General features: G+C 73.9%; 24 protein-coding genes and 1 pseudogene. 13 read left to right on the forward strand and 12 right to left on the reverse strand.

What is annotated here, in order from left to right; translation table 11 throughout:
- Nucleotides 1–11: 11 nt before the first annotated feature.
- Nucleotides 12–980, forward strand: coding sequence for a LysR family transcriptional regulator (locus ACX9I7_RS11715; protein ID WP_387567670.1), 969 nt, complete (start codon nt 12–14; stop codon nt 978–980).
- A gap of 7 nt (nt 981–987) precedes the next feature.
- Here ACX9I7_RS11715 and ACX9I7_RS11720 read toward each other — a convergent pair whose 3' ends face one another.
- On the reverse strand, nt 988–1,839 hold the full coding sequence (locus ACX9I7_RS11720) for an alpha/beta hydrolase (protein ID WP_387567672.1): 852 nt from the start codon (nt 1,837–1,839) through the stop codon (nt 988–990).
- Nucleotides 1,840–2,008: 169 nt separating this feature from the next.
- On the opposite strand from ACX9I7_RS11720, the gene ACX9I7_RS11725 reads away from it, so the two are divergent.
- Both ACX9I7_RS11725 and ACX9I7_RS11730 read left to right on the forward strand, forming a co-directional pair.
- Nucleotides 2,009–2,569 carry an NADPH-dependent FMN reductase gene (locus ACX9I7_RS11725; RefSeq protein WP_358215017.1) on the forward strand — a complete coding sequence of 187 codons (561 nt, stop codon included), beginning with the start codon at nt 2,009–2,011 and terminating at the stop codon, nt 2,567–2,569.
- 301 nt (nt 2,570–2,870) lie between these two features.
- Nucleotides 2,871–3,701, forward strand: a complete 831-nt coding sequence (locus tag ACX9I7_RS11730) for a hypothetical protein (RefSeq protein WP_459387265.1) — start codon at nt 2,871–2,873, stop codon at nt 3,699–3,701.
- Between the two features lie 33 nt (nt 3,702–3,734).
- Here the strand turns inward: ACX9I7_RS11730 and ACX9I7_RS11735 are convergent, their stop codons facing one another.
- A complete protein-coding gene (locus ACX9I7_RS11735; RefSeq protein ID WP_387567677.1) occupies nt 3,735–4,097 on the reverse strand; it encodes a helix-turn-helix domain-containing protein in 363 nt (120 codons plus the stop codon).
- 439 nt (nt 4,098–4,536) lie between these two features.
- Between ACX9I7_RS11735 and ACX9I7_RS11740 the strand changes: the two genes are divergently transcribed.
- The 3 genes from ACX9I7_RS11740 (at nt 4,537) to ACX9I7_RS11750 (ending at nt 8,289) form a co-directional block, all read left to right on the forward strand.
- Complete coding sequence (locus ACX9I7_RS11740; RefSeq protein ID WP_387567679.1) at nt 4,537–5,190, forward strand: DUF4360 domain-containing protein; 654 nt, start codon at nt 4,537–4,539, stop codon at nt 5,188–5,190.
- A gap of 240 nt (nt 5,191–5,430) precedes the next feature.
- The gene (locus ACX9I7_RS11745) at nt 5,431–6,018 is read left to right on the forward strand and encodes an ATP-binding protein (RefSeq protein ID WP_387567681.1); all 588 of its coding nucleotides are present in this window, start codon (nt 5,431–5,433) and stop codon (nt 6,016–6,018) included.
- Between the two features lie 162 nt (nt 6,019–6,180).
- Nucleotides 6,181–8,289 (forward strand): SpoIIE family protein phosphatase, encoded by a 2,109-nt coding sequence (locus tag ACX9I7_RS11750; RefSeq protein WP_459387266.1) that lies wholly within the window; start codon nt 6,181–6,183, stop codon nt 8,287–8,289.
- On the opposite strand, the gene ACX9I7_RS11755 is transcribed toward ACX9I7_RS11750, so the two are convergent.
- From ACX9I7_RS11755 to ACX9I7_RS11765, 3 genes are all read right to left on the reverse strand, one after another.
- Nucleotides 8,261–8,746, reverse strand: coding sequence for a DUF2267 domain-containing protein (locus ACX9I7_RS11755; RefSeq protein ID WP_387567685.1), 486 nt, complete (start codon nt 8,744–8,746; stop codon nt 8,261–8,263). The two genes, ACX9I7_RS11750 and ACX9I7_RS11755, sit on opposite strands and share 29 nt — an antisense overlap.
- 65 nt (nt 8,747–8,811) lie before the next feature.
- A complete protein-coding gene (locus tag ACX9I7_RS11760) occupies nt 8,812–9,207 on the reverse strand; it encodes a DUF2267 domain-containing protein (RefSeq protein WP_387567687.1) in 396 nt (131 codons plus the stop codon).
- Between the two features lie 99 nt (nt 9,208–9,306).
- Complete coding sequence (locus ACX9I7_RS11765; protein WP_459387267.1) at nt 9,307–9,738, reverse strand: Hsp20/alpha crystallin family protein; 432 nt, start codon at nt 9,736–9,738, stop codon at nt 9,307–9,309.
- A gap of 126 nt (nt 9,739–9,864) precedes the next feature.
- Here ACX9I7_RS11765 and ACX9I7_RS11770 point away from each other — a divergent pair, with 126 nt between their 5' ends.
- Complete coding sequence (locus ACX9I7_RS11770; protein ID WP_387567691.1) at nt 9,865–10,497, forward strand: type III effector protein; 633 nt, start codon at nt 9,865–9,867, stop codon at nt 10,495–10,497.
- Nucleotides 10,498–10,580: 83 nt separating this feature from the next.
- On the forward strand, nt 10,581–10,997 hold the full coding sequence (gene panD, locus ACX9I7_RS11775) for an aspartate 1-decarboxylase (protein ID WP_459387268.1): 417 nt from the start codon (nt 10,581–10,583) through the stop codon (nt 10,995–10,997).
- A gap of 9 nt (nt 10,998–11,006) precedes the next feature.
- Here the strand turns inward: panD and ACX9I7_RS11780 are convergent, their stop codons facing one another.
- Together ACX9I7_RS11780 and ACX9I7_RS11785 are read right to left on the reverse strand one after the other, a co-directional pair.
- Nucleotides 11,007–11,780 (reverse strand): alpha/beta hydrolase, encoded by a 774-nt coding sequence (locus tag ACX9I7_RS11780; RefSeq protein WP_387567693.1) that lies wholly within the window; start codon nt 11,778–11,780, stop codon nt 11,007–11,009.
- Nucleotides 11,777–12,226: a helix-turn-helix domain-containing protein gene (locus tag ACX9I7_RS11785; RefSeq protein ID WP_189448109.1), complete on the reverse strand. Its 450-nt coding sequence runs from the start codon at nt 12,224–12,226 to the stop codon at nt 11,777–11,779. Before ACX9I7_RS11785 ends, ACX9I7_RS11780 begins: the two co-directional genes overlap by 4 nt.
- 266 nt (nt 12,227–12,492) lie before the next feature.
- Here ACX9I7_RS11785 and ACX9I7_RS11790 point away from each other — a divergent pair, with 266 nt between their 5' ends.
- Both ACX9I7_RS11790 and ACX9I7_RS11795 read left to right on the forward strand, forming a co-directional pair.
- Nucleotides 12,493–13,491, forward strand: a complete 999-nt coding sequence (locus tag ACX9I7_RS11790; RefSeq protein WP_387567695.1) for a ParB/RepB/Spo0J family partition protein — start codon at nt 12,493–12,495, stop codon at nt 13,489–13,491.
- A 10-nt stretch (nt 13,492–13,501) separates the two neighbouring features.
- Nucleotides 13,502–14,404: an AfsR/SARP family transcriptional regulator gene (locus ACX9I7_RS11795; RefSeq protein WP_459387269.1), complete on the forward strand. Its 903-nt coding sequence runs from the start codon at nt 13,502–13,504 to the stop codon at nt 14,402–14,404.
- 191 nt (nt 14,405–14,595) lie between these two features.
- On the opposite strand, the gene rbsK is transcribed toward ACX9I7_RS11795, so the two are convergent.
- From rbsK to ACX9I7_RS11815, 4 genes and pseudogenes are all read right to left on the reverse strand, one after another.
- A complete protein-coding gene (gene rbsK / locus ACX9I7_RS11800; RefSeq protein WP_459387270.1) occupies nt 14,596–15,510 on the reverse strand; it encodes a ribokinase in 915 nt (304 codons plus the stop codon).
- Nucleotides 15,511–15,520: 10 nt separating this feature from the next.
- A pseudogene (locus tag ACX9I7_RS11805) lies at nt 15,521–17,421 on the reverse strand (ABC transporter permease/substrate-binding protein).
- Nucleotides 17,411–18,961: a sugar ABC transporter ATP-binding protein gene (locus ACX9I7_RS11810; RefSeq protein ID WP_459387271.1), complete on the reverse strand. Its 1,551-nt coding sequence runs from the start codon at nt 18,959–18,961 to the stop codon at nt 17,411–17,413. Before ACX9I7_RS11810 ends, ACX9I7_RS11805 begins: the two are co-directional and overlap by 11 nt.
- Nucleotides 18,962–18,992: 31 nt before the next feature.
- Nucleotides 18,993–19,982 (reverse strand): LacI family DNA-binding transcriptional regulator, encoded by a 990-nt coding sequence (locus ACX9I7_RS11815; protein ID WP_392755318.1) that lies wholly within the window; start codon nt 19,980–19,982, stop codon nt 18,993–18,995.
- A gap of 398 nt (nt 19,983–20,380) precedes the next feature.
- On the opposite strand from ACX9I7_RS11815, the gene ACX9I7_RS11820 reads away from it, so the two are divergent.
- Together ACX9I7_RS11820 and ACX9I7_RS11825 are read left to right on the forward strand one after the other, a co-directional pair.
- Complete coding sequence (locus tag ACX9I7_RS11820; protein ID WP_459387336.1) at nt 20,381–21,169, forward strand: sigma-70 family RNA polymerase sigma factor; 789 nt, start codon at nt 20,381–20,383, stop codon at nt 21,167–21,169.
- Nucleotides 21,170–21,247: 78 nt separating this feature from the next.
- Nucleotides 21,248–21,427, forward strand: coding sequence for a hypothetical protein (locus ACX9I7_RS11825; RefSeq protein ID WP_459387272.1), 180 nt, complete (start codon nt 21,248–21,250; stop codon nt 21,425–21,427).
- Between the two features lie 63 nt (nt 21,428–21,490).
- On the opposite strand, the gene ACX9I7_RS11830 is transcribed toward ACX9I7_RS11825, so the two are convergent.
- On the reverse strand, nt 21,491–21,730 hold the full coding sequence (locus tag ACX9I7_RS11830) for a chaplin (protein ID WP_189448090.1): 240 nt from the start codon (nt 21,728–21,730) through the stop codon (nt 21,491–21,493).
- A gap of 344 nt (nt 21,731–22,074) precedes the next feature.
- Between ACX9I7_RS11830 and ACX9I7_RS11835 the strand changes: the two genes are divergently transcribed.
- Nucleotides 22,075–23,628, forward strand: a complete 1,554-nt coding sequence (locus tag ACX9I7_RS11835) for an SDR family NAD(P)-dependent oxidoreductase (protein WP_387567708.1) — start codon at nt 22,075–22,077, stop codon at nt 23,626–23,628.
- Nucleotides 23,629–23,639: the final 11 nt, after the last annotated feature.

The following is a 23,639-nucleotide window of genomic DNA, read 5'->3' on the forward strand; positions in this document are numbered from 1 at the left end:
AGATGCGGGTTATGGACCTCGAAGTGCGCCACCTCAAGGTGGTCTGCGCGATAGCCGACGCCGGCAGCATCACCCGCGCGGCCGCCGCGCTCGGTGTCTCCCAGCCCTCCCTCACCGCCCAGATCCGGCGGATCGAACGGGTCCTGGGCGGCGCCCTGTTCGCGCGGTCCAGGCAGGGCGCCGCGCCCACCGCGCTGGGTGAGTTCGTGCTCGCCAGGGCGCGTTCGGTGCTGCCGTCCATCGAGGCGATCCAGCGCGAGTCCGCGCTCCACGCCGGCTCCACCGAGGGCCGCCGGCCCCTGCGGTACGTGGCCACGCCCGGCCCGCTCGCGGTGGGTCTGGTGCGCGAGCTCCAGGAGCTCTTCCCCGGGGCCCTGCCCACCCTGCGCACCGAGCCCAACCTCGCCACCGCCGCCGACCTCGTGGTCAGCGGCCAGCAGGACCTGGCCGCCGTGGCCGAGTACGTCCGGCCGTCCTCCGAGCTGCCACCCGGCCTGGGCTCGGCGACCGTCGCCACCGAACCGGCCTTCGTCCTGCTGCCCCAGGTCCACCCCCTGGCCGCCCGGCCGGAGCTGCGGCTGGCGGAGCTGGCCGAAGCGGAGTGGACCCTTCCGGCCAGTCAGGGCAACGGCCTGTTCGACTCCTTCACCGCCGCCTGCGCCCGCGCGGGCTTCACCCCCAAGGTCCGGCACGACGCCGAGGCCGGGGCGGCCCGCGAACTCATCGCCGACGGCCAGGCGGTGGGCCTGGGCCAGGCCACCTTCCGCGCCACCCCGGGCATCGTCCCGCGCCCCCTGGCGGGCACCCCGCTACGGATCCGCCACCTGCTGCTGTGGCACCGGCAGGGCGCGCTCAGCGCGCACGCCCCCGCCATCGCCGCCCGCGCCGACCGCGTCTACGCCACCGCCGTGCGCCGCAGCCCCCACTACCTCGACTGGCTGGCCGAGAACCCGCCGCTGGAGGAGGGACAGCCGCACTGACGGCGCCCTATCGCGCCGGCTCCGCCAGCCCCGCCAGTGCCGCGAGGACCTCCGGCCAGGCGGCCGAGCGCGGGTCGATCAGCGCGAAGTGCTCCACGCCCGGCAGTTCGACCAGCGACACCGGATCCCCCAGCCGCCGGGCCCGGGCGGTGAACGTCCGGCTCATCGCCACCGGAATCTGTTCGTCCGCCGTGCCGTGCACCAGCGTCACCCGCACCCCGGTGGGCAGCAGCCAGCCCGGATCGGCGGCGGCGTAACGTTCCGGTACGCCCTCGGGCGTCCCGCCGAGCAGTGCCCGGGCCGCGCCCTCGTCGAGGTCCCACAGCGCCGCCAGGGTCGGCGAGGCGCAGCCCGCCAGGCAGAGCACGGCCGCCTCCGGGCGTGCGGCGTGCCACGGCGAGCCCCGCGGCAACCGATGCCGCGACGCCGCCCACAGCGCGAGATGGCCGCCCGCCGAGTGCCCGACCCAGACCTGCCGGCGCGGATCCGCGCCGAGGCGCGCGGCCAGCCCGGGCATCGCGTCCGCCACCGCCGCGATGTCGTCGAACGTGCCCGGCCAGCCCCCGCCGGGCGTCCCGGTGCGCCGGTACTCGGCCGCGGCGACCGCGTACCCCGCCGCGGCCAGGGCGTTGGCCATGGGACGGACGTGCCGGCGGTCGTACGCGGCCCGCCAGAAGCCGCCGTGGACGATCAGCACCAGGGGGGCGCCGTCCCGGGGCGCGGGCCACAGATCGACGACCTGGTCCCGGTGGGTGCCGTAGGCCAGGGTGCGATACGGGCGCGGGGCCTGCCGGAAGAGCACCTCCCGGCTCATGGCGCGCCCCGGCTCACGGCGCACCCGCCGGACCGTCCCATTCATGGCACTTCACCGCATTCCTCCCGGTCGTCGCGGCCGTTGCGGAGCAGGTCACGGCCCATCCGAGGCGGGCCGCGGCCGTGCGGGTGCTACGTTCCCTGGTTGACAGATCCTCAGTACGTCAAGCCGTCGTCCAGGCGGCGTTTTTGTCACTTCAGGAGAACTTGTTTACATGACCGCCATCACCACCGAGCCCGTCCGCGTCCTCGCGATATCCGGAAGCACCCGTACCGCCTCCGTCAACGCCGCCATCCTGCGCGCGGCCGGCGAACTGGCGGGCGCCGAGGTGAAGCTGGAGCTGTGGGACGGCCTCGCCGCCGTCGAGCCCTTCAACGAGGACGACGAGGCCGCGCCGGGCGCCGGTGTGCGCGCCATGCGCGAGGCCATGCTCGCCGCCGACGCGCTGCTGTTCGCCACCCCCGAGTACAACTCCTCCCTGCCCGGCCAGCTGAAGAACGCCCTCGACTGGGCCTCCCGCCCCTACCAGGCCAGCGCGCTCCACGGCAAGACCGCCGCCGTCATCGGCGCCAGCCCCAGCGGCTACGGTGCCAAGTTCGCCCAGGCCGAGCTGCGCAAGGTGCTGACCGCCTGCGGCAGCGACGTCGTCGGCGACGAGCTGTGCGTGGCCAAGGCCCACACCGCCCTCGGCGAGGACGGCCTGCCCGTCGACGAGGAGCTGCGCGCCGCCCTGACCGCCCTGGTCGCGGCCGTCGTCGCCAAGGTCCGCGGCTGACCCTCCGGTCGGCCGGACGCCGCCGGGCCGGGCACCCGCTCCGGTCCCGGCCCGACGGCGTCCGCCGGGCCGAAATGGCGTGAATCGTTCGGTCGCCCCCAGAGGTTGACCGGATCATCGCACGCCGTAACGGGCGTGGTGGGAACATCATCGGGTCGTCGCGGTGCGCGCTGAGTGAAAACTGTCGAGCCGAGTGGGACAAGCGCTCGGTCCGGCGCCGCCGCCCGTGCTTCTCGGCGCAGGTGTGCAGGTGTCACGAAGGCGCGGCCGCCCCCCTCGAGTTCGAAGACCGGGAGCCGATGTGGCACTGGACCAGGCGTCCGTCATCTCCGAGTGGGTCCTGCCCGCCGTCGTCTGCGCGCCCGTCACCTGGATCTGCCTGGTCTTCCGCTTCCGGGAGGACGGCAGGCTGCTGGGGACGGCGCGCTCCTCGGCGCTGGCACTGTGCGTCGTGCTGTGGACCTCCGGAATGGCCGCCCTGGCCAGTGGAGTCCTGCTGCCGCTGACCCCCAGCGTGCCCCCGATGGCCGTGGGCGTCGCCACGGGCTGGGGCGTGAGCCCCCGGGGCCGGGGCGGCGAGCGCAACGGCGGCGGCCCCGCCATGGCCGTCCTCACCCTCGGCAACTCCCTGCTGCTCCACCAACTGGCCTTGCGCCTGCGGGCGGACCGGGCCGACTGGTGCGAGCGGATGGCCGAGGGCTTCCGGGACTGCTGGCACCTCGACTACTACGCTGACGACATCAGGTCCCACCTGCTGCTGCGGGTCGACGTCCAGGGCCGTACGAGCCGGGCCCGGGCGCTGGCCAAACGCGAGATCAACGAGCGGCACAAGGAGGTGCGGGCCGCGGCACAGAAATGGATCACCGTGGAGACGAAGGTCAAGAAGGCCGCCCGGCTCCAGGACCGGCTGCCCGAGCCCGATGAGCTCCGCCAGGTCAAGCGGGCGTTCGGGGAGGCCGAGCAGTATCTGCGGCATCTGCTGGAGCTCGCGCACACCCACGGCAAGCGCAGCGACGGGGTGAAGATCCTCGGCATCAAGGAGCGCTATCTGGTCCCCCCGGGCATGGACGAGGCCCTGGGCGGCGGGCCCGGCGCGCCGGACACGGACCCGCGGGGCGTCTCCCGGCGCTGATGCCCTGATCGCGCCGATGCCCCGACCGTCGGGTCAGCGATGCCGCGAGCGGGTGGCCAGGGGAGAGGCGGGGGCCGTCTCCAGACGGCCGGAAGCGGCGGTGTCGTCCGCCGGGTGGTGCGTGGGGGCGCCGGAGGCGTCCCGGAAGGTGATCTCGACGGTGGCGTCGAGGGATTCGGCTACGGCGGCCAGCGAGCGGAGGGTGAGGTTCTCGTCGCCCGAGAGGATCTGACTGACCCGGCCCGGTGAGACGCCGAGCTGCTCGGCCAGCTCCTTGCGGGTCATGTCCCGTTCGGCGAGGAGGCCGGCCAGCGAGGCCGTCGTCTGCCGGGCGAGCCGGGCTCCCGCCGGCGCCGCGCCGTGTCCGCCTTCGTGACCGCTCCTGCGCCAGGCCATGTCGTCCCCCCACCAGCTGTCTTCCGGGCGTTCCTTGGGTGCAGCATGCCACCTTTAGCCCTGACTAAAAGACCAGTCTGGCGCAAAGGCCCGCGCACGACAACCGGGCGGGACCGGTTCCCGCCCGGTGACCAGGGGATACGCGGTTGACGACAACTTTCGGCCAGATCCGGGGAATTCACCCCGGCGGAGGCGTCGCGGGGGCCGCCGCCGGGCGCGGGCGGAGAGTCTGGCCAACCCCCTTCCCGCCGCCTACGATGCGAACGCTCCCGGTCCTACGGGCCCCGGAAGAGGGCTGGATTGTCATGCGCATGGCTTTCTTGGGTCGTGTCGCGAGTGTCGCGACCCGCACCGCCGCCCGCCCTCCCGGCCGTCCGGCACATGAGTCACCGGCACATGAGTCAGTCGTCACTCCCGCCGCCCCACCGATTGGAGCGCCATGCCCACCGGTCTTCTCACCGCGGGTGCCGTCGCGACCCTCCTCGCGGCCCCGCTGTCCACGCACAACCCCTCCGTCATCACCAACCCGCCGCCGGACAAGATCGTGATCGAGGTCGCCACGGTCAACGGATCGGGATGTCCGGCCGGGACCGCCGCCGTCGCGGTCTCGCCCGACAACACCGCCTTCACCGTGACCTACAGCGACTACCTCGCCCAGGTGGGCGTCGGCTCCAAGCCCACCGACTTCCGCAAGAACTGCCAGCTCAACCTGAACGTCCACGTCCCCCAGGGCTTCACCTACGCGATCGCCGCCGCCGACTACCGCGGCTACGCCAAGCTCGAGTCCGGCGCCTCGGGCACCGAGAAGGCGTCGTACTACTTCCAGGGCTCGCCCGTCACCACCCCGAGCAGCCACACCTTCAAGGGCTCCTACGAGGACAACTGGCAGTCCACCGACTCCGTGCCCATCGCCGCGCTGGTCTGGGCGCCCTGCGGTGAGCTGCGGAACTTCAACATCAACACCGAGCTGCGGGTCAACGCGGGCACCTCCGACCCCACCAAGACCACCAGCTTCATGACCATGGACTCCACGGACGGCAGTCTCAAGACCATCTACCACCTGGCGTGGAAGGAGTGCCCGGCCAGATCCTGACGGGACGCCCCGCCGGGTCCCGTGCCACGCGGGCCCCGGCGGTCGACGTGCCCGAGGCGTCGTGTTCTCGCTCACATCGACTTTGCACCCCGGACACCCACTACGACCTGCGGTTATCGCACTCCGTGCGAAGGTGGTAACTCAAAGGGTATAGACCTGTGGCGGAAACGGGGCGAATGTTGGGGGAATCCCCCGCCCGGCGCCCTCGCGCTCCCTCGAACGTCCCAGAGCCAGAGCCAGATGCCTGCATTCCGACGCGACACCCTGAGTCCCTCGCATACGGCAGACGCCATTCCCAGTGCCCACGAGCCGATCGCCGCGTGGACGACCCGCCCCTGGGGAGTCCTGGGCGAGCGGGGCCACGGCGTCCCCTGGTGCGTGCACAGCCCGCCGGCCCTCGGGGCGGCCCGCCGGACGCGCCCGGGACCGCCGCCCTCCGGGGCGGTCTCCCTGCCCGCCTCGCCCCGCTCCGTCGCGGCCGCCCGCCGCTTCTCCCGGGGCCTGCTGGCCGAGTGGGGCCTCGACGAGCTCGCCGACGACGCCGTCCTGCTCCTCTCAGAGCTGGTCACCAACGCCATCGTGCACGTGCCCGGGGGCGCCGGAGAGGTCCGGCTCGCCCTCAGCCGCACCCCCGCCCAGCTGGTCGTGCAGGTCACCGACGGCGGCGGCCGGCTGCCGCTGTGCGCCGAGGCCGGCCCGGACAGCGAGAACGGGCGCGGCATGTGGCTCGTCGAGCAGCTGGCCGCCGAGTGGGGCCATCACACCTCCGGCGGCGGCAAGACGATCTGGTTCACCCTCCCGCTGCCCGGAGCCGCGCCCCTCCGCTGACCTCCGGCCGCGTGGCCGTGGGCTGCGCGGTGGGCGGGTTCGGGGAGAACATGGAAGACGCTGCGGCGTGACGGCGAGACGTAGGAGGACCGGGACAGGGGCCGGGCGCACACCCGGGCGAGGCCGCCGCACCACCCCGAGCGGGCGGAAGGAGGACCTCGGATGGGTACGACCGACGCGTTCCGGCCGGACCCGGGCCGGGCCAGGGGCACCCCCTACGCGCCCGGCAGCCTGCTGGACGTGCTGAGCGTCGCCGCGGTGGTCCTCGACCAGGACGGCCGGATCGTCCTGTGGAGCCCGCAGGCCGAGGAGCTCTTCGGCTGGACCGCCGCCGAGGCCCTCGGGCGGTACGCCGCCCAGCTCCTGGTCGACGAGGAGAACCTCGACGAGGTCCTGCGCCTGTTCGCCAAGGTCGTGGGCGGCGGCGGCAGCTGGGCCGGGGTCTTCCCCGCCCGGCACAAGGACGGCACCACCCGGCTCCTCGAATTCCGCAACATGCGGCTGGAGGACAAGGACGGCCGGGTCTACGCCCTCGGCATGGCCACCGACCAGGAGATCCTGCGGGACGTCGAACGGGATCTGGCCCTGTCGCTGCGGCTCGTGGCCCAGTCCCCGATCGGGCTCGCGATCCTCGACACCGGGCTCCGGTACGTCATGGTCAACCCGGCCCTGGAACGCATCCACGGCCTGCCCGCCCGGGCCTACGTGGGCCGGCACGTGCGCGAGGCGCTGCCCTTCCTGCCCGACCGCGAGGTCGAGGCGGTGGAACGGGCCATGCGCCGGGTGCTGGCCACCGGCGTCCCCCTGGTGGACCACTTCACCGTGGGTCCCACCGCCGACGCCGCCGCCGGGGAGCGGGCCCGGCTCGTCTCCTGCTACCGGCTGGAGGACCCCGCCGGCCGGCCGATGGGGCTGGCCACCTCGGACGTCGACATCACCGACCGGCACCGGACGGCCACCGAGGCCCGCCGCAGACTGGCCCTGATCGCCGACGCGTCCGTGCTCATCGGCACCACGCTCGACCTCGACCAGACCGCCCGGGAACTGGCCGGGGTCGTCGTCCCCGACCTGGCCGACGTGGCGGCCGTCGACATCCTCGACACCGCCCTCCACGGCCACGTCACCCCGCCGGACGAACGGGCCGCCGTCTTCCGGGCCCTCGCCGTCGCCTCGGCCGGTGGCGGCGACGGCGAGGGCCCGGTCACCGACGCCATCACCGACGCCGTACGGGCCGCCGACCCGCCCGGGGAGATCGCCAAGTACGACCCCGACCGCCTGGTCGCCCAGTGCGTGAACACCGCCCGGCCCGTCCGGCTGAGCCGCGTGGCGCCCGGGGACCTGTCCCGGATCGCCCGCGACGCCCCGTCCGCCGAGCTCCTCGGTCGCGCCGGGCTCCACTCCTACCTGGTCGTACCGCTGATCGCCCGGGGCGAGGTGCTCGGCGCCCTGGACCTCAAGCGGATCACCAACCCCGAGCCCTTCGGCGAGGACGACGTCGTCCTCGCCGGCGAGCTCGCCGCCCGCGCGGCCGTCTGCATCGACAACGCCCGCTGGTACCAGCGTGAACGCGCCACCGTCCTCACCCTCCAGCGGAACCTGCTGCCCCAGCGGCCCCAGAACCTCGTCGGCCTGGAGGTCGCCTACCGCTACCAGCCCGCCGGGGTGGCCGTCCAGGTCGGCGGCGACTGGTTCGACGTCATCCCGCAGGAGGGCGACCGCAGTGCCCTCGTCGTGGGGGACGTCATGGGCAGCGGCATCAACGCCGCCGCGGCCATGGGCCAGCTGCGCACCGCCGCCCGCACCCTCTCCGGCCTCGGCCTCGACCCCGGCCGGGTGCTCCACCACCTCGACCGCACCGCCAGTGGTCTCGACCAGACCATCGCCACCTGCGTCTACGCCGTCTACGACCACCAGGAGGCGTGCTGCCGCGTCGCCAACGCCGGCCATCTGCCCCCGGTCCTGATGCGGCCCGGGCTCCGGCCCGTCCTGCTGGACCTCCCCACGGGCGCGCCGCTGGGCGTGGGCGGCGTCCCCTTCGAGAGCGTCGGCGTGGAGCTCGCCCCCGGCGACCAGCTCGTCCTCTACACCGACGGGCTGGTGGAGACCCGCGACGAGGCCATCGACACCCGCCTCGCGGTCCTCGTCGACCTCCTCGACCGGCACCGGCTCGACCTGGAGGCCATGTGCGACCTGCTGCTCACCGAGCTACGCGAGGACAACGACCAGGACGACGTCGCCCTGCTCATCGCCCGGGTCCGGGGCTCGTCGTAGCGAGGTCCGTCCGGCTACGCGGCCTGGGTAGTTCGGCGCGGCCGAACAGCAGGGCGTAGCCGCTGGGGAGCCGGTGGAGGATGCGGGTGATCAGGTCGGAGCCGGCATGGGCGGCGACGGCGGAGAAGACGGAGCCGGTGTCCCAGCGGGTGGTGGCCAGCGAGGCCCCGGTGCGGGCGGCGAGGTCCTTGACGAAGGCCCAGCCGGTCAGCTGTCGGGTGTCGGGGATCTGCGTGGTCAGCACGCGTGCGGCTTCCAGGGGCAGGCAGCCGGCCAGCTCGACGCGTTCGTCGCCGGTGAGCTGGCGCCCCAGCCCGGCGAGAACCAGACGGACGGCTTCATCGGCCCGCTCGCGGGTGGGGTAGGCGCCTTGGTAGCGGACCTTCTCCAGCATCTGCTCGTACGCCGTCCCGTACGGCCGCTGGTGCTCAAGCGGTACGCGCGCGTCGGAGATCACTGCGGTGCATGCCTTTCGTGGTCCAGGGCGGGGGCGGTGCCGGGGTGCGGCACCGCCCGTCGTGGTCAGATGGGCCGGGGGCGGCCGAAGAGGAGGTCGTAGCCGGCGGGGAGCTGGAGGAGGATCTGGCCCAGCAGGTCCTCGCCGGCCGCGTCGGCGACGGTGGACAGCACGGCGCTGACGTCCCAGGCCGCGGTCTGCTCGGTGGCGCCCTCGATCCACGCGGCGGTCGCGCGGACGAACCGCTCCGGGGACAGCGGCTCGGCGCTCTGCAGAGGGTTGAGCAGGATCAGGGCGAACGTCTCGGGCAGGCGCGCCGCCAACTGGGCGCGGACGTCGCCGACCAGGTGTGCGCCGAGGAGCGCGAGCACCACACGGGCCGCGCGCTCGGCTTCCTCCAGGGTGTTGTATTCGCCGCGTTCCCTCACGTGGCCGAGGAACGCTTCGCGTCGCAGGGTCATCTCAGCCGCCACCCCTTCTCGCTCGGGTTGCGAAGGGGGGTGCGGAGAGCGGGTCGGGGGGAGGACAGGTGCCCGCTCTCCGCACCCGTCCGGCCGGTGTCAGCCGGAGATCTCCTTGTGTCCGGATCCGACGCCGATGGAGATCTTGCGCGGCTTGGCGCGCTCGGCGATCGGGATGCGCAGGGTGAGCACGCCCGCGTCGTAGTCGGCCTTGATGTGCTCGGTGTCGAGGGTGTCGGCGAGCACGATCTGGCGGGAGAAGACGCCCAGCGGCCGCTCGGACAGCTCCATCTGCACGCCGTCGGCCTTCGCCACCGGTCGCCGCTCGGCCCTGACGGTGAGCATGTTCCGCTCGACGTCGATGTCGATCGCGTCCGCGGCGACGCCGGGGAGGTCGAAGGCCACCACGTACTCGTCGCCCTCGCGGTAGGCGTCCATCGGCATCGCCGACGGGCGGGACCACGTGCCCGGGCCCATCAGCTGCTGCGCCAGCCGGTCCAGCTCACGGAAGGGGTCAGTGCGCATCAACATGGTGAAACACCTCCAGTGGGTTCGGGCAGTTGCTGCCAATGCGCCTCACTGACTCCGTTGTAACATGTCATCCAATGGATGACAAACATGATGTCGTCCAGGTGATGACAACAGCGGGAGGTGCTCGTGACCACAGCCGACCAGCCGTCCACGACCGGCGCGGATGCCCACGGCCCGGCGTCGTTCCTCGCCGCCGCGGCCGCCCTGCGCGCCATAGACGACGCCCTGCGCGACGCCCGGCGAGAGCCCCCGGACACGCCCGGAGGCGCCGGTCCCGGGCCGGAGCAGGCGCTGGCCTCCCTGATGCTGCTGCGGCAGGTGCGCGAGCAGCTCGCCGGGTGGGAGACGGGCCTGATCGAGACCGCCCGGGACGCGGGGGCCAGCTGGGCCGATCTCGCCCATCCGCTCGGCGTCGCCAGCCGCCAGGCCGCCGAACGCCGCTACCTGCGCGGCCGCCCCGGCCCCGCGGGCACCACCGGCGAACAGCGCGTGACGGCCACCCGTCAGGCCCGGGCCGCCGAGCGCACCACCGCCACCTGGGCCCGCGCCAACGCCGCCGACCTGCGCCGCCTCGCCGGCCAGATCACCGCCCTCACCGACCTTCCCCCGGCCGCCCGGGGCCCGCTCGGCGAGCTCCACGCGGCCCTCGCCCACGACGACCCCACCGACCTCATCGCCCCCCTGGCCGCCGCCCGCGCCCACCTGGCCGCCGCCCACCCCGACCTCACCGCCCGGATCGACACCCTCACACCCCCCTGAACCGCGAGGGCCCTGTAAACTGGCGATACAGCCCTTGACCTGCAAAAACGCAGGCAGGGAGCCTACCTTTCGGGAGTACCTCGATGTATCGCACCATGATGAAGTCGAAGATCCATCGCGCCACCGTCACCCAGGCCGACCTCCACTACGTGGGTTCGGTGACCATCGACGGGGATCTGATGGAAGCCGCCGACCTGCTGCCCGGCGAGAAGGTCGACATCGTCGACATCGACAACGGCGCCCGCCTGTCGACCTACGTCATCGAGGGCCCGCGCGGCTCCGGGGTGCTCGGCATCAACGGCGCGGCGGCCCGGCTCATCAGCCCCGGCGACCTCGTCATCATCATCGCCTACGGCACGATGGACGACGCCGAGGCCCGTGCCTTCCAGCCGCGCGTCGTCTTCGTCGACGAGCGGAACCGGGCCGTCGACCTGGGCAGCGACCCGGCCGCCGTCCCCGAGGGGTCGGGGCTCTCCCGGGGGGACCGGGTCACGGTCTGAGGGCCGCCCCTACGCCCTGCCGGCGGCCCGGACGATCGCCCGGGCCGTGGTCCGGCCGGCCGCCAGTACGCCAGGGTCCTCGCTCGGACGGCAGCGGCCCGCCGCCGGGTCGTACTCCGTCATGATCACGCCCGCGTGGTCCGTCGCCGGTTCCTCCAGGAGGACCGGCCGGTCGCGCGCGGCCAGGGCGTCCCGCACGTCCCGCGAGCGCTCGGCGGGGATCAGGGTGTCCGCGGTGCCGTGCACCAAGGTGATCGGTACGGCGGACGTCTCCGGGGCGCCGGCCGGGTCGGTCAGGTCGGTCAGCGGGACCGTGCCCGTCGTCCGGTTCGGGAGGTCATAACGCGAGGCGATGCTCACCACGGCCGCCGGGCGCCGGCCGCCGGCGACGTCCGGCCGCAGCGCGACACCCACCGCGGCGGACCCGCCGGCCGACCAGCCCGCCAGCACGAACCGCTCCGGATCGCCCCCGAGCCCCGCCGCCCGCGCACGGGCGAACTCCAGCGACGCCAGCAACTGCGCCCGGCCGCCGTCCGGCTCGTCGGAACGCCAGTCCGGTACGAGGACGAGCACCCCCTCGCGCGCGACCGCCTCGGCCAACGGCCGCATGACGTCCCGCTCGTCGGGCCCGACACCGTGCCAGAGCAGCACGACGGGCGGCGGGGCCGTACCCCACGGGCCGGCGCCCGGCGCGGGGCGGTGGACGTCGATGAGCTTGCCGTGCGGCATGGTGATCGTCTCTACCGTCGCGGCGCTCGTGCCGGGGCGGGTGGTGGCGGTCACGGTGCCTCTCGTGGCGGGGTGGCGCGGTTCGTCGGGAGGCCCTCCAACTCGCGTACGCGCTCGATCACTTCGTTGATGGAGTGGAGGCTCTCCGCCGACAGCCCGGCCGCGCGGAGCGCGACCCGCTGGACCTGCGGTTCGCGCAGCGCCACCAGGAGGCCCAGGTCGGCGTTGACCGTCTCCGTCACCTGGTCGTCGAAGAAATAGGCCGGGGGCACGCCGAAGAACTTCGCCAGCGCCTCCACGTGTCGCAGCGTCGGATTGCTGCGCTGCCCCTTCCGCAACAGCCAGATGTAGCTGCCGGAAATCGACACACCCCCGGCGGTGATCGCACGCGCCACTTCCTCCGTGGTGTACGGCTCCCGGCCGTCCGGCACCACCGTGCGGAAGAGGTGGTTGAGCTTGTCCGCCAGTGTCCGCGCGGCTCTGGCTTCGGAATCGTTCATGATCGCACCTCCCTCCCGCGGTCAATCTAGCTTACGGGCCGATACGGACGGTCAAGTGCCGAGCCGTGCACGGTCATGTGCCCCGGCGCATAACACGGTTGACAGCGAGCGCGCTCGCTGCCTAGCGTCCTCGGTGTCGGCGGATCGACTGGTGTTGGACGGCCCGGCAGGGCGGTCGGTCACCAGTTGGCGGGGGCGGGGCCTTGGGCCCCGTGCCCACCGGGCGCGGTCCGCCGTCGGCCGGAGGTTCTTCTGGAGGGGGTTTCGTGACGGTTTCAGGGCCGGAACAGCGGCACACCGTCGTGCTCCCCCTCACGTCCCTGCTGCCCGCGGCGTCACCGCGGCTGGCGGGGGAGGACCCCCGCCACGTCCAGGCCATCGCCCGGCTGGACAGCCCCCTGCCGCCCATCGTCGTCCACCGCGCCACCTTGCGGGTCGTCGACGGAATGCACCGGCTGCGAGCCGCTCGTCTACGGGGGGATGAGCGGATCGCGGTCCGGTTCTTCGAGGGCAGCGAGGAAGACGCGTTCGTCCACGCTGTCCGGGCGAACACCCGGCCGGGTGGCCTTCCCCTCACCCGGGCGGACCGGTCGGCCGCCGCCGAGCGCATCATCCGGAGCCATCCGCACTGGTCGGACCGGCTGATCGCGTCGGCGGCGGGCCTGGCCGCCAGCACGGTGGCCTCCCTGCGCCGCCGCGCCGGCCACCCCGCCGCCCCCACCACGACCCGCACCGGCCGCGACGGCCGCGTCCGCCCGCTCAACGCGGCGGACGGCCGGCGCCGCGCCGGAGCGCTCATCGCCGCCCGGCCCGAGGCCAGCCTCCGCGAGATCGCCCACGACGCCGGCATCGCCGTCGGCACCGCGCGCGACGTCCGGCTGCGGCTGGCGCTCGGGCAGGACCCGGTGCCCAAGAAACTGCGGGACGCGGAGCGGCGGGACACGGGGGCCGTCCCCTCCATGGGGGCTGTCCCTTCCATGAGAGACGGCGCGTCGGCCGTCGTCGCACCGGTCGCCGTCCCCTCCCCGGCGGGTGACGGTTCGTCCTCCTTGTCCAGGCTCCGCACGGATCCCTCGCTCCGGCTCACCGAAGGCGGCCGCGTCCTGCTGCGCCTGCTCAACGCCCACGCCATGGGCGGCGACCGCTGGCGCCGGCTCCTCGACGCCGTGCCCGCCCACCGTCGGCAGACCGTGGCCCAGGCCGCCCGGCACTGCGCCGCCTCCTGGCTGCGCTTCGCCACCGAACTCGAGCGCCAGGCCGGGTGATGGCACGGTGATGAGCGCTGTCACGGTGACCGGTACGGCGACCCCTGCGGGGGCACAGGGCGGGTTTCCCGGCGCCGCCGCCGCTCCTGTCACCCTCGCCCTGCTGGGTCCCGTCGCCGCCGGCGTCGGCGGGCGGTCCGTGGCCGTCGACGGGCGCAGACAGCGCGTCGTGCTGTCCCTGCTCGCGCTCGCCCGGGGTCGCGTGGTCTCCGTCCGTACCCTCGCCGACGCGATCTGGGGCGAACGGCCGCCCCTGTCCGCGCGCCCTCAGATCGCTTTGTGCGTCCGGGCGTTGCGCGCGGCGTTCCGGGGCGCCGGGCATGGGGAGCCGCTCATCGTCGGTGCGGCCTCGGGCTACCGGCTGTGCGTCGAGCGGGTCGGTGTCGACGTGGTCGACTTCGACGCGCTCGTCGACGCGGCGGCCTGCTCGGCCGCCGCCGGGGCCGGTGGTGCCGAGGAGGCCGGTGAGCTGTATCGGCGTGCCCTCGGTCTGTGGCGTGGGCCGGCGCTGGACGGGGTGGGCGGGCGCGTCACCGAGGGCGAGGCCGCCCGGCTCCACGCGCGGCGCGCGGTCGCCGCGCGGGCGCTGCTCGATGTGGGGGAGACGCTGCTGGCGGACGGGCTCTTCGACGAGGCGGAGGGGGCGTTCGCGGACGCGTTGAGCGCCGGTGAGGCGCTCGACGATCTGCCGCTGGTCGGTGAGGGGGCGCTGGCGCTCGGCCGGTTGTGCCGGATGCTGCGCCGGACGGGGAGGGCCGGGCGGTCTCTCGCGGCGGCTCGCGTCGCGTTCCTGCGGGTGGGGGACGCCGGGGGTATGGGCAGGGTCTCGGCGGAGATCGTGGCGCTGGCGGAGTGCGTGGCGGAGGCGCCGGGGGCGGTCGATCTGGTGCCGCGTCAGGGGCGGCGGGCGTAGGCCGTTCGTCACGCGCCACCACGGTGCCCCGTAGGGGCGCGGGGCCGTGACACCGTGCGGCTCCGCCGTGTGGGCGCGACAAGCCACGGCGTGGCCGCGGATTTCCCGGGTCCCGGGTGGGCGTGTCGGCTGCGGGCCGTCGTCGGCCGATCGCGCAGTTCCCCGCGCCCCTATGGGGCACCGCATGATCCCTACGCCAGTTCCACCGCCGTCGGGTACGACGGTTGCGCGCCCGGGCGCGTCACCGATGCCGCGCCGACCTTGACCGCGAAGCGGGCCGCCTCCTCCAGGGTCGCTCCCCGGGCCAGGCGGAGGGCCAGGGCGCCGGTGAAGGCGTCGCCCGCGCCCGTTGTATCGATCACCTCAACGGGGACGCCCGGGATCCGGATGCATTCCGCTGCCTCCGTGTCCAGGATCAGCGCTCCTTCGCCGCCCAAGGTGATCACCACTGAACGGGCGCCCCGCTCGCGCAACGCGTGCGCCTGGTCGGTCGGGGTCCCGTCGGGCAGGCCCGAGAGGAGTGCGGCCTCGTGTTCGTTGACCACCAGGGGATCGGCTGCCGTCAGGAGGTCCGTGTCCAGGGATTCCGGGGTCGGGGAAGGGTTGAGGACGACCCTCGTGCCCGATGCGGTCGCGGTTTCCACCGCCGTTCTCACCGTCTCCGTGGCGATCTCCAGTTGGAGCGAGACCACCGCCGACGCGGCCACCACCTCCCGCGCCGCGCGTACGTCGGCGGGGGAGAGGCGGGCGTTGGCGCCGGGGGAGACCACGATCGTGTTGTCCCCGTCCGGCCCCACGACGATCATCGCGGTGCCCGTCCGGGCGCCCTTCTCCACCAGTACGTGCCGCAGTTCCGTGCCCGCCGCGTGCTGGGCCTCCAGCAGCAGTCGCCCGAACGGGTCGTCGCCCACCCGGGCCAGCAGTGCCGTGCGGGCGCCGAGTCTGGCGGCCGCCGCGGCCTGGTTGGCGCCCTTGCCGCCCGCGGACTCGACCAGGTCGGTGCCCAGCACCGTCTCGCCCGGGCCCGGGCGGCGGGCCACGCGGACGGTCAGGTCCGCGTTGGCCGAGCCGATCACCAGGACGTCGTAGCTGTACCTGTCGTTCATCTCGTCACCGTCATTCGAAGTCCGCCGCGTTCCCGCGGGTCACCAGCACCACCGGGACCTTCACCCGGTCCGGCAGCCGTTCGCCGTGCGCGGCCCTGACCGCCCACTCCACCGCCTTCTTGCCCAGCAGCCTCGGCTGCTGGGCCACCGTCGCCGTCAGCGTCCCGTCGCGTACGGCCCTGACGCCGTCCGGGGTGCCGTCGAAGGCCACGATCTTGACGTTCTTGTGTCCCAGTGTCTTCGCCGCGCCCAGGGCCATCTCGTCGTTGGCCGCGAACACCCCCGTGATGTCGCGGTGCGCCTGGAGCATGTTGGCCATCACGTCCATGCCCTTGGTGCGGTCGAAGTCGGCCGGCTGCCGGGCCACGACCTCGATGCCCGGGTACGTTCCGATGCCCGCCTCGAAGCCCTTGGCGCGTTCCCGGGCCGCCGACGTGCCCGGGCGCCCCTCCAGGAACGCCACCTTGCCGTGGCCTCCCAGCGCGTCGGCCAGGGCCTTCGCCGCCTGGCGGCCGCCCTCGACGTTGTCGGACGCGATGGTCGTGCCGACCGTGCCGCCGTTGACGCCCCGGTCGATGGAGACCACCGGCACCTCGGCCCGGTTCGCCACGCCCACGGCCGGGACGGCCGCGTCCGAGTCCACCGGGTTGATCACGGCGGCCTTGACGTTCTGGCTGGTGAACGTCTCCATCTGATTGACCTGCTGGACCGGGTCGTTCTGGGCGTCCGTGATGTTGATCTTCAGGCCGCGTGCCCTCGCCTCGGCCTTCGCGCCCTCCTTGATGCCCACGAAGAAAGGGTTGTTCATCGTGGAGAGGGCCAGGCCCAGGTCCGTGTCGCCGCCCCTGTCGCAGCCTGTCAGGGTCGTCAGGAGGACGGCCGCCGCGAGGGCGTACGCGCGGCCCCTCATCACGCGCCCCCTCAGCGCGCGCCCCCTCATCGCGTCGCCCTGCGGCGCAGCGTGTCCAGCAGCACCGCCACCGCGATCACCGCGCCCGTGGCCACCTGCTGCCAGAACGCCGAGACGCTCAGCAGGTTGAGGCCGTTGCGCAGCACCGCGAGGATCAGCGCGCCGACGAGCGTTCCGGACGCCTTGCCGGAGCCGCCCGACAGGCTCGCCCCGCCGATCACCACGGCGGCGATCGCGTCCAGTTCGTACCCCGCGGCCGCCTGCGGCTGGGCCGAGGTGAGCCGGGCGGCGAGGACGACGCCCGCGACGGCGGCGAAGAGCCCGGACAGCGCGTAGACGGTGAGCTTGCGGCGGCGTACGTCGATGCCGGACAGCCGGGCCGCCTCCTCGTTGCCGCCGATCGCGAACATCGCCCGGCCCGCGGGGGTGCGTGTCAGGACCAGCGCCGTCAGCAGGCCCGCCGCGGCCATGACCAGGACGGGCACCGGCAGTCGGCCGGCCAGCGTGTCGCCCAGGTGGGCGAGGGAGGACGGGAAGGCGATCGGGGAGCCGCCGGAGATGACGAGCGCGAGGCCGCGGGCCACCGACAGCATCGCCAGCGTGGCGATGAAGGAGGGCAGCTTTCCGTAGGCGACCAGGGCGCCCGAGACCAGGCCCGCGACCGCGCCCGTCCCGAGGCCCAGCGGCAGGGCCAGCCACACGGGCAGGCCGTGGCCGGTGGCGGCCCAGGCGACGACCGTGGCGGACAGCGCGGCCACCGAGCCGACGGACAGGTCGATGCCCGCCGACACGATCACGAACGTCAGGCCGAAGGCCAGGATCGCCGTGACGGACGCCTGTACCCCGACGTTGAGGAGGTTCCGCCCGGTCAGGAAGTCCCGGGAGAGGACGGTCATCGCCGCGATCAGCGCGAGCAGCCCGCCCAGTGGTCCGTTGCGGAGCACCGCCCGGGTGAACCACTGCCCGGTGCTCCCGGGCGTTCGCAGCACCTCAGCCGACATCGGAGCCCTCCATCGCGCTCTCGTCCTGGATGTTCTGCCGGACCGCCAGTTCCATCACCGCGTTCTGGGTGGCCGTCGCGGCCGGGAGTTCGCCGGCCAGGCGGCCCTGTGCCATCACCAGGACGCGGTCGCTCATGCCCAGGACCTCGGGGAGGTCGCTGGAGATCAGCAGGACGGCGTGGCCCGCCGCCGTCAGTTCGTTGACGAGCCGGTAGATCTCGACCTTCGCGCCGACGTCGATGCCGCGCGTCGGCTCGTCGAGGATCAGCAGCCGGGCGCCCGCCAGCAGCCACTTGCCGATGACGATCTTCTGCTGGTTGCCGCCCGAGAGGGTGCGGGCCGCGCGGTCCAGACCGCTGTGCCGCACCTTCAGCCGGTCGGCGACGCCGGTCGCCGCGCGGCGCCGGGCCCGGCGGTCGACCAGGCCCAGGCGGGTGTCGCGGTCCAGCCGGGCCAGGGTGAGGTTGTCGTCCAGGGAGGCGCCGAGGACCAGGCCCTGGCCCTTGCGGTCCTCGGGGACGAGCCCGATCCCGGCCCGCATCGCCGCCCGGACGTCGCCCGGGGGCAGCCGCTCGCCGTCGATCTCGACCGTGCCCGTGTCGTAGCGGTCCGCGCCGAAGACCGCTCGTGCCACCTCCGTGCGGCCCGCGCCCACCAGTCCCGCCAGGCCCACCACCTCGCCCGCCCGGACGTCGAAGCCGACGTCCGTGAAGGCCCCGCGCCTGGTCAGGCCCCGGACGCGCAGCAGCGGCGCACCGGGCTCCGCGGGGCGTTCGCGGGGGTAGCGGTCGGTGACGTCGCGGCCCACCATCAGCCGGATGAGCTCGTCCTCGGGTGTGGAGGCGGGCACCTCGGCCACCGAGCGGCCGTCGCGCAGGACGGTGACGCGGTCGCCCAGGGCGGTGATCTCCTCCAGGTGGTGGGTGATGAAGACGATGCCCGTCCCCTCGGCGCGCAGCTCGCGCACGATGCCGAAGAGGGTGCGGGTCTCCTCGGCGGTGAGGACGGCGGTGGGCTCGTCCATGATCAGGACGCGGGCGTCCAGGCTCAGGGCCTTGGCGATCTCCACCATCTGCCGCTGGGCGACGCCGAGCCCGGCCACGGGCGTGGTGGGCGGCACGTCGAGGCGGACCCGGCGCAGCAGCGCCGCGGCCCGCGTCCGCAGGGCGCGCCGGTCGATCAGGCCGAGGGCGGTGCGCGGCTGGCGGCCGAGGAAGAGGTTCTCGGCGACGGTGAGGCCGGGGACGAGGGTGAGTTCCTGGTGGATGGTGGCGATGCCGAGGCGTTCGGCGTCCCGGCCGGAGCGGATCGTCACCTCCGCGCCGTCGGCCAGGATCCGGCCGGCGTCGGGGCGGTGGGCTCCGGCGAGCATCTTGATGAGCGTGCTCTTGCCCGCGCCGTTCTCGCCCAGCAGGACGTGCACCTCGCCCGCGCGCACGCTCAAGGACACGCCGTCCAGGGCGCGCACGCCGGGGAAGGACTTCACCACGCCTTCCACGCGCAGCAGTTCGCGTGGCGCGCCGTCGTCGACGCCCGTCATGCCTCGCCCCTCTCGGCCGGCGGTGGGTGGGTCACTCGCCGCAGGAGCGGCGGCGTACGAGCCGGGCGGGCAGCAGGACCGAGCCGGCGGGGCGGCCCGCGATCCGTTCCAGCAGGGTGTGCACGGCGGCCCGGCCGAGGGCCCCGGTCGGCTGGGCGACGGCCGTGAGCGGCGGGTCGAGGTGGGCGAACCAGGGCACGTCGTCGAAGGCAACGAGCGCCATGTCGGCGGGGACGCGCAGGCCGCGCGCCCGGAGCTCGTCCAGGGCGCCGAGCGCCATCAGGTTGTCGGTGGCGAGCACGGCGTCCGGCGGCTCGGCCGTCTCCAGCAGCCGGCGCATCACCTGGCGGCCGCCGGCGGGGCTCGGGTCCGGTGAGGCGCCGACGCGGCCGGCCGGCAGGGCCACGCCGTGCGCGGCGAGGGCCGTACGGAAGCGGGCGAGCCGTTCGTCGCCGGTCGGGGTGCCCGCCGGGGCGACGATCACGGCGGGCCGCCGCCTGCCCAGCGCGGCCAGGTGCGCGGCGAGTTCGGTGAGCGCGGCGCCGCCCTCGGCCCGGACGCAGGGCGCGGCGACGCCGGGGACGGCGCGGTCGAGGAGGACGAGCGGGGTGCCGGCGTCCACCGCCTCGCTCAGCATCGGGGAGCCGGTGCCGGCGGAGCTGACCATCAGCCCGTCGATACGGCGGTCCAGGAGGGTGCGGATGTAGTCGTCCTGCTGCTCGGGGCTCTCGCCCGCGTTGCCGATGATCAGGCTGTAGCCCAGCCGCCGGGCCTCCTGTTCGACGGCGTCGGCGAGTTCGGTGAAGAACGGGTTGCGCAGATCGCTGACGACGAGCCCGAGGGTGCGGGTCCGGGCGGTGCGCAGGGCGCGGGCGACGACGTTGGGGCGGTAGCCGAGCTCCTCGACGGCGGCCAGGACGCGTGCGCGCGTCTCGGCCACGGGGGAACGGCCGTTGAGGACGCGGGAGACGGTGGCCGTGGACACCCCGGCCCGCTCGGCGACGTCCTTGATGTTCGCCACGGTTCCTCCCCCCCGTCCCGACGCGATCGGACCACGTTCCGTGCAATCGATTTCGCGCCCACAGGAAATCGATTGCACGGATCGGGGGTCAAGATGCCGCGGGTGTGACGCCCGTCACCGGGTAGGCGTCACCCGTTCGACCCATGGCCCGGACGGGCGCGGTGAGCCGGGGCGCGGGCGCCCGCGCACCCGGGCGGCATTGCTCTGAGTGACGCACGGGAGCTCCGAGTCGCGAGTGGCGCGAGCCGGGGTCATGCTGGGACGACCGTGGCCGACACCGGCCGGCCCGGCCCCCGGAACCGGCCCGGCCACGGGCGGCCCCCTGGGGCGGTCGCGCCCCCGACGGCGCCCGGCCGGCAGGCACTCCTTGACGCACGAGCGAGGGGACAACTGTGACCATGGCCGAAACCGAGCACCCTCCCCGCGGGCGCCGACCCGACGCGCCCGGCACCGAGGACGCCTTCCGCCGGCTGGCGACCCTCCCCGACGGACCGGAGCGCGACCGGCTCCGGCACGACGTGATCGCCGCCTGGCTGCCCATGGCCGAACGCGTCAGCCTCCGCTTCCGCAAGTGCGGGGAGAGCCCGGCGGACCTGCGCCAGGTGGCCGCGCTGGCCCTCGTCCACGCCGTGGACCGCTACGACCCCGGGCTCGGCTACGCCTTCGAGTCCTTCGCCATCCCCACGATCAGCGGCGAACTCAAACGGCACGTCCGCGACCACGTGTGGTCCCTGCACATCCCGCGCCGGGACCAGGAGCTGCGGGCCGCCGTCCGCGCCGCCCGCGCCCGGCTCGAACAGCAGGGCGCGAGCAGTGCGGTCACCCCCGCCGAACTCGCCGCCGAGACCGGCCTGTCGGAGGAGGAGGTGCTGCGCGGGCTCGACGCGGACGGCGTGCACCACACGCTCTCGCTCGACCACTCCGTCGCCGGCGCCGACGACCTGCCCCTCGCCGACACCCTGGGCCTGGCCGACCGGGCGCTGGACCTCATCGTCGACCGGCAGTCCCTGCGCCCCCTCCTGGACGCGCTGCCCGAGCGCGAACGCTACGTCCTGTACTGGCGCTTCTTCGGCAATCTCACCCAGAAGCAGATCGGGGCGCGCCTGGGCGTCTCCCAGATGCAGATCTCCCGCATCCTCAGCCGCACCTGCGACCGGCTCCGCCGGCAGCTCCTCGCCGCGGCCTGACCCGCCAGGGTCCCCGTTCCCGTCCCATCGCCCCGGTCTCCCCGACGTGCGGGAAGACGTGAGGGAAGGCTCACCGCCATGACGTCAGAGCACTCGCGGCTGACCCCCGACCTGCCGCCGATCGTCGAAATACCCGACCTGCCCGGCGCCGCCGTCGGCACCGAGGCCTCGGTGCCGACGGGGTCCGGACATGGCAGTGGCGCCCATCAGGAGGGAGATGGGCGCCACGAACGCGCGGGGGACGGGTCCGGCGGCTGACTGTGACCCGGGCCCCGGCGCTGCGCGGTCCGGCTGAGACGCGCGCAGAAAGGGGGGTGGTGATCAGCTGTTCACGCAGACGTTGCCGAAGGTCGGGTTCAGCAGGGCGATGATGTCGATCGAGTTCCCGCAGAGGTTGATCGGGACGTGGATCGGGACCTGGATGACGTTGCCCGAGATGACGCCCGGCGAGCCCACGGCCGCACCCTGCGCCCCGGAGTCGGCGGTGGCGACGCCGGCGATACCGGTCACCGCGGTGCCCACGGCGGCGGTCAGGACAGCAGCCTTGGCGATACGCGACATGGCTAAACCTTTCTAAGGGGTGTTGAGAGACGATTGTGACTGCCGTTTCGGTGGGAATTGGGCAAATGTGCTGGATAACCCACCCAATTAACCCGGAAAGATCAATAAGTCGTATGTGATGCACGGCGGTTGGGGGAGTGGATCGCGGCAGTTCGCGAGGGCGGCCGGCCCGCTCGCCCGGGGGCTCCGGGCGGCGCCGGGGCGGGGGAGGGGCGCCGTCGGCGAAGGCCCGGCGCGCGGCCCGGCCACAAGCCCCCGGGGCAGCGGTTTGGCGCTGCCGCACTTGGCTACGTACAGTTTCCTGGAAGACTTGTCGAACAAGCGGACTGGGAAACACAGCGGCCATGACCGTCACTGAAGAGAACCGCGACGGTGCAGGCCACCTGTCGATCACCGATCTCCCGGAGATCACGGACGCCGGCTCGCCCGGCGAGGGCGCGGACGCCGAGGGCGTCGAGGGCATAGCCCCCGAGCGCATGGCCGTCCTCCTGAGCGTGCTCGAGGAGCTCGACCGGCTGCCCGTCGACCACCCCGACGCGATCGCCGTCCGGCGCGCCACCTCCGGCGTCTACCGCACGGTGAAGCAGCGCCGCCGCCAGGAGCGCCGGGCCGCCAAGACCGCCAACGACCGCATGGTCACCGAGGCCACCGCCACCGGCTCCGCCGCCCGGATCGACGACGAGACCGAGGGCATCCTGCCGTCCTCGGTCACCGAGGCCGGCCGGATCGCCGGGATCCTCCAGCGCCCGCGCTCCTGCTACGTCTGCAAGACGCGGTACGTCGAGGTCGACTACTTCTACCACCAGCTCTGCCCGAGCTGCGCGACCGAGAACCGCGCCAAGCGCGACGCCCGCGCCGACCTCGCGGGCAAGCGCGCGCTGCTCACCGGCGGCCGGGCCAAGATCGGCATGTACATCGCGCTGCGGCTGCTGCGCGACGGCGCCCACACCACGATCACCACCCGCTTCCCCAAGGACGCCATCCGCCGCTTCAAGGCGATGGAGGACTCGGCGGACTGGATGCACCGCCTGGAGGTCGTCGGCATCGACCTGCGCGACCCGGCCCAGGCCGTCGCGCTCGCCGAGCAGCTCACCGAGGCCGGCCCGCTGGACATCCTGATCAACAACGCCACCCAGACCGTGCGCCGGCTGCCCAGCGCCTACGCCGCGCTGGTCGAGGGCGAGGGCGCCCCGCTGCCCGCCGGCGAGCTGCCCGCCCACCACGTCATCGGCGCCTTCAACTCCGGCGCGGTCGACGGCCTGGCGGCGCTGCCGCTGGGCACGAGCGGCCTGGACGCCCAGAAGGTCGCCGACCTCGCCCTGGTCGCGGGCAACGCCAGCCTCGAACGGCACCTCGACGGCACCGCCATCGACGCCGGCGGCCTGCTGCCGGACGTCGTCGAGACCAACACCTGGGTGCAGACCATCGACCAGATCTCCCCTGTGGAGCTGCTCGAGACCCAGCTGTGCAACTACACCTCGCCGTTCATCCTGATCAGCGCGCTGCGCCCGGCGATGGCCGAGGCGGCCCGGCGGGCGGCCAGCGGCCGCGCGTACGTCGTCAACGTCTCCGCCATGGAGGGCGTCTTCAGCCGCGGCTACAAGGGCGCGGGCCACCCGAACACCAACGCCGCCAAGGCCGCGATGAACATGGTGACCCGGACCAGCGGCCAGGAGATGTTCGAGACCGACAAGATCCTCATGACCTCCGTCGACACCGGCTGGATCACCGACGAGCGCCCCCACTACGACAAGCTGCGCCTGGCCGAGGAGGGCTTCCACGCCCCCCTCGACCTGGTCGACGGCGCGGCGCGCGTCTACGACCCGATCGTGCGGGGCGAGGCGGGGGAGGACCTGTACGGGTGCTTCCTGAAGGACTACGACAAGGCGAACTGGTAAGGGGTAGCGGC

It is taken from the genome of Streptomyces sp. L500 (assembly GCF_054551825.1).